This window comes from Nostoc sp. (genome assembly GCF_036917415.1).
Classification (GTDB): Bacteria; Cyanobacteriota; Cyanobacteriia; order Cyanobacteriales; family Nostocaceae; genus Nostoc.
This window is the reverse complement of sequence record NZ_JBALDJ010000006.1, coordinates 1-7852: the sequence shown is the minus strand read 5'-3', so window position 1 is coordinate 7852 and position 7852 is coordinate 1. Positions and strand designations below refer to the sequence as shown.

9 protein-coding genes are annotated in these 7852 nt (G+C 44.1%); 4 read left to right on the top strand and 5 right to left on the bottom strand.

Annotation, left to right across the window (positions count from 1 at the left end):
- A partial coding sequence (locus V7K41_RS00765; RefSeq protein ID WP_334845259.1) for an N-acetylmuramoyl-L-alanine amidase occupies positions 1 to 539 on the bottom strand: 539 nt, incomplete at its 3' end.
- Positions 540 to 814: 275 nt separating this feature from the next.
- Between V7K41_RS00765 and dnaG the strand changes: the two genes are divergently transcribed.
- A complete protein-coding gene (gene dnaG / locus V7K41_RS00760; RefSeq protein ID WP_334845262.1) occupies positions 815 to 2770 on the top strand; it encodes a DNA primase in 1956 nt (651 codons plus the stop codon).
- A gap of 206 nt (positions 2771 to 2976) precedes the next feature.
- Here dnaG and V7K41_RS00755 read toward each other — a convergent pair whose 3' ends face one another.
- Genes V7K41_RS00755 through cbiM form a run of 4 tightly spaced genes read right to left on the bottom strand, consistent with a single transcriptional unit; the run spans position 2977 to position 5742 of the window.
- Positions 2977 to 3762, bottom strand: a complete 786-nt coding sequence (locus V7K41_RS00755; RefSeq protein ID WP_334845258.1) for an energy-coupling factor ABC transporter ATP-binding protein — start codon at positions 3760 to 3762, stop codon at positions 2977 to 2979.
- Between the two features lie 20 nt (positions 3763 to 3782).
- On the bottom strand, positions 3783 to 4562 hold the full coding sequence (cbiQ, locus tag V7K41_RS00750; protein ID WP_334845257.1) for a cobalt ECF transporter T component CbiQ: 780 nt from the start codon (positions 4560 to 4562) through the stop codon (positions 3783 to 3785).
- A gap of 22 nt (positions 4563 to 4584) precedes the next feature.
- Entirely contained in the window at positions 4585 to 4959 is a 375-nt protein-coding gene (locus V7K41_RS00745) for a PDGLE domain-containing protein (protein WP_334845256.1), read from the bottom strand.
- Positions 4960 to 4989: 30 nt separating this feature from the next.
- Positions 4990 to 5742 carry a cobalt transporter CbiM gene (cbiM, locus tag V7K41_RS00740; protein WP_334845255.1) on the bottom strand — a complete coding sequence of 251 codons (753 nt, stop codon included), beginning with the start codon at positions 5740 to 5742 and terminating at the stop codon, positions 4990 to 4992.
- Positions 5743 to 5848: 106 nt separating this feature from the next.
- Between cbiM and V7K41_RS00735 the strand changes: the two genes are divergently transcribed.
- The 3 genes from V7K41_RS00735 (at position 5849) to V7K41_RS00725 (ending at position 7705) form a co-directional block, all read left to right on the top strand.
- Positions 5849 to 6133: an FTR1 family protein gene (locus V7K41_RS00735; RefSeq protein ID WP_334845261.1), complete on the top strand. Its 285-nt coding sequence runs from the start codon at positions 5849 to 5851 to the stop codon at positions 6131 to 6133.
- A gap of 141 nt (positions 6134 to 6274) precedes the next feature.
- On the top strand, positions 6275 to 7051 hold the full coding sequence (locus V7K41_RS00730) for a class I SAM-dependent methyltransferase (RefSeq protein ID WP_334845254.1): 777 nt from the start codon (positions 6275 to 6277) through the stop codon (positions 7049 to 7051).
- Positions 7052 to 7105: 54 nt separating this feature from the next.
- Complete coding sequence (locus tag V7K41_RS00725) at positions 7106 to 7705, top strand: hypothetical protein (RefSeq protein ID WP_334845260.1); 600 nt, start codon at positions 7106 to 7108, stop codon at positions 7703 to 7705.
- Positions 7706 to 7852 lie beyond the last annotated feature (147 nt).

The window sequence follows — 7852 nt, the reverse complement described above, 5'->3', positions numbered from 1 at the left end:
AATCCATCAACAATTCCCAAAGCAAAATCGCGGCGACGAGTTTGCAGCAAAGCCCGATCCTCTGGATTGCTGAGAAACCCCACTTGCATCACCAAAGCTGGCAGCGTTGTCTGACGACAGAATGCCAAACTACCCAATCCACTATCTGTATCTGGTTTGACTCCGCGATTCGGTAATTGGGGTACGCGGCGCAACAATCCTACTAGTAACTGTTCAGCATTGCTCTTGCGATCGCTATTATTAACAATGTAGAAAACGCTAGCCCCACGCACAGAAGGGCTGTTAGCCGCATTAGCTGCAATTTCTAGAGCGACATCACCCCGGCGTCCGCGAGAATTGATCCAGGTGATAGTTTGGGCGGCGCTCAAGTCATCAGGAACCGCCAAAATTTCCAAACTCCGCGCTCTCAGTTCCGTGACAATCAAATCCCGCAGCAGAATCATTTCTTTCGCTTCAGTTGTACCACCTGCGATCGCACCTCGATCTATTCCTCCCGCTTCTTGGCCTCCATGAGCTGCTGATATAAAAATACGCCCCATTTTCAGTATTTCCTCTGATAAAATTAAGTCTAAGCAATTCTATACATCATTCTTGGTCTAGCAACAAGAATATAATAGCGATCAGAAGTCTAAAGTCATTTGTCCTTTGGTATTTCTCCAAAGTTCATGACCAATGACCCTTCGGGTGACGCTCCTGCGTCGCTAACGCTGCGCTAACACCAGTTGCTCATGGGGGAAACCCCCTTGGCGTTAGCCTCTCCCTTTGGGAGAAGACCGCACTGGCTCACCAATGACCAATGACTAATGACACAGCCATGCAAATCCCCCGCTTGCACCCAGACACAATTGAGGAAGTTAAACTACGGGCTGATATTGTAGATGTCGTCTCGGAATACGTAGTTTTACGCAAACGAGGAAAGGATTTCGTCGGTTTGTGTCCCTTCCATGATGAGAAATCTCCCAGTTTCACCGTTAGTCAAACCAAGCAAATGTACTATTGCTTCGGCTGTCAATCTGGGGGAAATGCCATTAAGTTTGTCATGGAGTTGGGAAAGCGTTCTTTTGCTGACGTGGTGCTGGATTTAGCACGGCGTTACCAAGTACCTGTGCAAACTCTCGAACCCGAACAACGCCAAGAATTACAGCGTCAGCTATCTTTGCGCGAACAGTTATATGAAGTTCTGGCAATGTCCGCACAGTTTTATCAGCACGCCCTCAAACAATCCCAAGGGCAAAAGGCACTTCAATATTTGCAATCTAATCGCCAACTCAAAGAAGAAACTATACAGCAATTTGGTTTAGGTTACGCCCCCGCAGGTTGGGAAACTCTCTATCGTTATTTAGTTGATGATAAACATTACCCAGTGCAAATTCTGGAAAAAGCGGGATTGATTAAGCCACGCCGGGAAGGAGGCGGATATTATGATGTGTTCCGCGATCGCTTGATGATTCCCATTCATGATGTCCAAGGGCGGGTGATTGCTTTTGGTGGGAGAACTCTGACTGATGAGCAACCTAAATATCTGAATTCACCAGAAACGGAACTTTTTAGTAAAGGTAAAACATTATTTGCCCTCGATCGAGCTAAGGGTGGGATTTCTCAACTCGATCGAGCAGTGGTGGTAGAGGGATATTTTGATGCGATCGCTCTCCACGCTGCTGGTATTAATAACGCCGTCGCCTCTCTCGGCACGGCATTAAACTTAGAACAAGTCCGGTTAATATTACGTTACACCGAATCGAAACAATTAGTACTCAACTTTGATGCTGATAAAGCCGGAACTAATGCCGCCGAACGTGCGATCGGTGAAATTGCCGAACTGGCATACAAGGGCGAAGTTCAGCTAAAGATTCTCAATTTACCCGATGGCAAAGATGCTGATGAATATTTGCACCAGCGAACTCCAGAAGATTATGGAAAACTGCTAAAAAATGCGCCACTTTGGCTAGACTGGCAGATTCAGCAAATTATTCAAGACCGAGACTTAAAACAGGCTACTGATTTTCAGCAAGTAACTCAGCAAATAGTCAAATTACTTAAAAATATAGCTAACAGCGATACACGAAATTATTATGTTTCTTATTGTGCTGAAATACTCAGCTTGGGAGATACCAGACTCATACCTCTACGAGTCGAAAATCTGCTAACTCAAATTGCTCCGGCTGCGGCTACATACTCTAAGCCCGTGTCAGCGAAGAAAGCATGGGGAGGTGGTAAATCTCTACTCCCCATTTCCAACTCCTCACTCCCCACAGAACGCAGCCTTTTAGAACACGCAGAGGCGTTATTATTGCGAATTTACTTGCATTGTCCCGAACAGCGTCAAATGATTGTTGACGAACTAGAGGAGCGAGATTTGCAATTTAGCCTTTCCCACCACCGATTGTTATGGCAACAGATTTTAGAAATTTCATCCGGTGATGGAGAGACGAAAAACTTTGCATCTCTACCAAATTTAATTTCCCGCCTCCAAGATCGGTTCTTAGAATTTGACAGCGAGATCGGGTTAATTTCTCATTTATTTCATGTGGATGAAAAAAACCAGAAAGAAATACTGCGGACTCCGCAAGTAGTTCAAGCTGCGATCGCTTGTATGGATTTAGTGATGCTTGAAAAACGCTATCGTCACTTTTTGGAACTATGGCAACAAACCGATCCAGAAGCTGAACCAGAGCGGTATCAATATTATTATCAGGCTTTCTACGCTGAAAAAATCAAGCTTCAACAAATAGACCGACAACGTTTATTTTCCATCACAGAGCTAAGTTGACACAATAGCAATACTTTCAGTCTTCACTCTTTGCTAACTCTCCTGATTTAACCTTCATCAACACTCAATTCTTCAACCATTGACTACTGTTGTGGGAATTGAAATTGTTTACCACTAAAGGTGTAAAGGTACGGGATTAGGATTAGCGATCGCTCAGTTTAAGGAATGGTATTAGTAACAATTTAGTGTGACTGACTCAAACGAATTTACGCTCTTCGAGATCGGCTGACAGGTGCATGTTCCAGGTGACAGTAGGGGCGACTATAGCTTAGTGGTGACTCTAAAGCGTGCCCAAGCAAAAACTCTGGGTTGCTCATTACCTGCTCAGTTTTGCCATCATATACGACCTGACCTTGACTGAGAACAATTGTGCGATCGCACAAATCTAAAGCTAAATCTAAATCGTGGGTAGCAATTAGTTGCGTCAAAGGTAAACTTTGCAGCAGTTCGATGAATTGACGGCGAGAACGAGGATCTAATTGAGCCGAGGGTTCATCAAATACTAATATCTGTGGGTTCATGGCTAAGACACCGGCGATCGCAATCCGTTTCTTTTCACCTCCAGATAAATTACCCGTATAGCGTTGTCCATACCATTTAGGATCGATATCAACTGCTGCCATTGCATGAAGAACTCGCTCTTGTAATTCCTCACCTTGCATCCCCAGATTCATTGGCCCAAAAGCAACATCTTCCCAAACTGTTGGCATGAATAACTGATTATCTGGATTCTGGAACACCAAACCCACAAAATTCCGAATATTTCGCAAATTTTCAACAGTTATAGCCCATTCTCCAATCGTTACCTGTCCCGACTGAGGCATGAGAATTCCGTTGAGATGTAATAGCAACGTGGATTTTCCCGAACCATTGGCTCCGATTAATGCCACTCGCTCAGTTGCTTTGATAGACAAATTAATTTCCCTCAAAGCTTGAGTTCCGTCAGGGTAGGTATAGTTAAGATTTTGAATTGATATTGGATTATGGTGCATTGAGAAAACGCGAACAAAAGTTATTTCCGCCAGTAAATAGCCTGACCCAACAGCGCTAAAATTACAGTCAAACTCAAAGCTACAAAGTCTCGCCGTCCCCCTGAAGAAACTTTTTCCATCATCGGTGGTACTCCTTGATAACCGCGTGACAGCATCGCCTGATAAACTAAATTTCCCCGATCGTAAGTGCGAATAAACAGCGCTCCAATCATGTTGCCGACAATTAGACGTACCGAACGATTGCTGTTCATCAGGTTTCGGGACTCGGCAGCCCGACGCATAGCGTTAAACTCGCCAATTAATACGCTGATATAACGATACATAGATGCCAGAATCGCTACTAGTAGCGGTGGGGTTTTCAGTTCCAGCAGGGCATGAAGTAGTGCGGTTACTGAAGTTGTTAATGTTAGTAAATTTAGTATCAATAGCGATAGCAAAGCTTTTAGCGCCACACTACCCAAAACAGTTAGCCCCACTGTTGTAATCTGTAGTGGTCCCCAAGACCATAAAACTTCGCCACCACCTCGGAATAAAGTACCCAAAAGAACGACACCAATAAATGTGAACTCAACTGCCAAGCGTTTCAGTAGTACTGGTAGGGTAACTAGACTTAGCAAGAGTAGGCTTACTAAAGCTAATCCATAAATAGCCCAAGTCCACCAATGCCCATCTGGTGTTAGGACAGTGGCAAACACGAACAACAATGTACATAGTATCCGAGTACGGGGAGCAAGTTTGTGCCAAGCAGTAGCCTGCTTGCTATCGATATCCAGCACAAATGCCCCAACGTGCAGCAGCATGATGTTAAGTTCCTATCAATATTTAATCTGGCGCATCTGAGTCTGAATAGCCATCATGCTCACTAGGAGGTGAAGTTGAACCACGCACGACTAATTTGCCAATCCCCCAAGCTAAACCAAAAGTTGCTAACGTTCCAACTAAACCAGCTAAAGGAGTTGCGATCGCTTCTGGTACACCTCTGAGAGCATACTCATCAAAAATGTTGTAAAAGGGTAATTTCTGAGCAGGTTTCTCTTCTAGTTCTTTACTGTCAAACTTCAGGTCTTGTGAAACTCTATCGAGTCCATCTGGATTTTTGCTAGCCAGTGGTGAAAGGAAAATTGCAATTAGCAGGGCAATACCTAAGCCAGCGATGACAAAGGCACGGTTGCGCGATCGCGAGAGGTTGCTACTCATAAGTGTTCAATTCAATTATATAAACATCTTTTAATATCGAGAGAGAGGACGAGAGGCAGATACTTTCGTCTTGCGGGGCGGATCGTAAAAGAGGTCAGGTCGAGTCCGCCAAATAAAATTGAGTGCTACTACGGTAATCAGCGCTTCGCCAATGCCAATTAGAACGTGCCAAGAAACCATCGCTGTGAAAGCCACCGCTAGAGGAACTGTTCCAGACACAGCTAGTTCTAAGGCACACACAATTGAAGCTACTACTACACTTGTCCAGGCTGCGATCGCTGCGCCAATTACCACTCCTCGCAAGCTATCGCGCCCAGTAGCAAATCTAACTGTGCGATAGAGATAGTAACCACCAAACGTACCGATTAATCCCATATTAAAGATGTTGGCCCCTAATACCGTCAGTCCACCATCTTGAAACAGAACACCCTGGACGATGAACACTGCGACCATCACTAGCGAACCAGCCCACGGCCCTAATAAAGCTCCTGCTAGCGTTCCGCCCAAAAGGTGTCCAGAAGTCCCTCCAGGAATCGGAAAATTAATCATTTGTGCTGCAAAGATAAATGCTGCACAAACTCCCATTAAAGGTACAGCACGTTCTTGGTATTCTGCCTGTGCCTGCCTAATAGCTAGGGCAATTAGACCAATGGCAATTATCCAGGTGACAAGGATAACGGGTAGGTTCAAGAAGCCATCTGGAATGTGCATGGCTAAATGCGGCTGTATTATCCAGTACAGCCAGCTGAAGGACGAAATACCCGCGAACGCTACTGTGTCCATATTTAAGAAGTGTCCTTTGCAGCCAGATTATTTAAGAGTCTAGTTTTTCAGTAGACCATGTATTTTGTATAAACTTCAATCCTGTAGGGGGGCATAAAAAGTACAAATCGATGCCAGTTACCTCAAGCAAACTGGACGTACCTATCTGATGAAAGCCGTCTGGATTGGAATTATTCTTGCCACTCTACTATGTTTGGCATTGGCAATAATTTTGCAAGCAACAAGCGGCGATTTTCCCCAACAAGAACAAGAATTATTTGATTTATTTCTTTTTCCTTGGCTTAAAAGCCGTGGCTTCAAACATAAAGTGCTGAGTGCAATTATTACTTTTTTACTCAACACTCAGCACTCAGCACTCAGCACTGTTTCGGTGAAGGATTGGAAACAGTAGTGTTTCTGCTTGCTAGTTTTCAGCAAAACTTGGAATTTGGCGTACCATTGGGTGCAATATTGGGATACCGAGTAGCGATCGCTGTAATTTAATGTAGAGACTAGCAATTGCTAGTCTCTACACACCATAAAATCCTACGTTATGAATAATATTTCCACAAGCAATAATTGGGACACTTCTCTTTACGAAGATAAACACGCCTTCGTCTGGCAGTATGGCGAAGACTTATTGAAATTACTCAACCCTCAGCCAGGAGAATCGATTTTGGATCTTGGTTGCGGTACTGGACAACTCACAGAAAAAATTGCCCAAGCTGGTGCTGAAGTAATGGGAGTTGATAGCGCAGCTGCGATGATTGAAAAGGCAAAAGAAAACTATCCCCATATCCGCTTTGATGTTGCGGATGCGACAAATTTTCAAGTTAAACAGCCTTTTGATGCTGTGTTTTCCAACGCTGTATTACATTGGGTGAAACAAGCAGATAGCGCGATCGCCTCCATACATCAAGCTCTAAAACCCGGAGGACGTTTTGTGGCGGAGTTTGGCGGTAGGGGGAATGTAAAGGCGATCGCTACAGCTTTATACAGTGCTTTAGAGTCCATTGGTATCCCTCAGGCACAAGTAGAGAATCCTTGGTATTACCCCAGTATTGGCGAATACAGCAGCCTACTAGAACAGCAAGGCTTTGATGTCATTTATGCTATCCTGTTTCCTCGCCCAACTCTCCTAGCAGAGGGAGAAACTGGCATCGCAAACTGGATTAAAATGTTCGCCAGCCCTTTTTTAGCAGGACTTTCACCTGAGCAACAAATACAAATAATTTCCGTCGTTGAGGAATATCTGAAGCCAACACTATATCAACAAGGAACTTGGACAGCAGATTATCGAAGAATTCGCATCGTTGCCATTAAACTTTAATTTGTGCGAATTTTAACTTGTGTCTTGATGACGAATGATGAATTAGTATCAGTTATGTATACACCTAAATTATGCGATCGCCCTACAGCCCTTCTCCTAAAGGAGACGCTACGCGAACGGGCATCCTACGGCAGGCAATGGCGCAGCCATCGCCAGACATCATTTTCATTACTACTAAGCATTACCTTCACAGCTTTACTAGTCCCGCCTTCACTAGCACAAACCCCCTCAATCCCGTCGCCTTCTAGTGCGCCTTTAGAACTAGACTTATTGACCAAGCCAAAAGACTATATAATCACAGCTACCACCATTCATCCAGAACGATTAACCGTTCCCAGCTTATGGTGGGCACAACAAAACTCTGAGAAAAAGCTATTGGATAATTGGATCGCATATCCAGCTTCTAACAAAGAACCTGCACGAGTAGACTTGATCGTGAATCAGCAAATTTGGAGCTTACTAGAGTATATAGAGCGCTATGACTTTGTAAATCGCTTGGGTAGCGCTGCACGGAACTTTGGTTACAACGTCCGGGTATTTAATTATCAAAAAGAACCCTTGGCAACCTACACTTGCAACTTTAGTATAAGTCCAGCTTTATGCAGTATCCAAACCACTATTAAGAACAAGATAGGGTTACAGCGTTCTTTGTAGAAAAAAGGGAGTGGGGAGTGGGGGAGATGAGGGAGCAGAGGGAGAAATAATTAATGACAAATGACAAATGACAAATGACAAATGACAAATGACAAATGACAAATGACAAATGACAAATGACAAATGACAAATGACAAATGACAAATG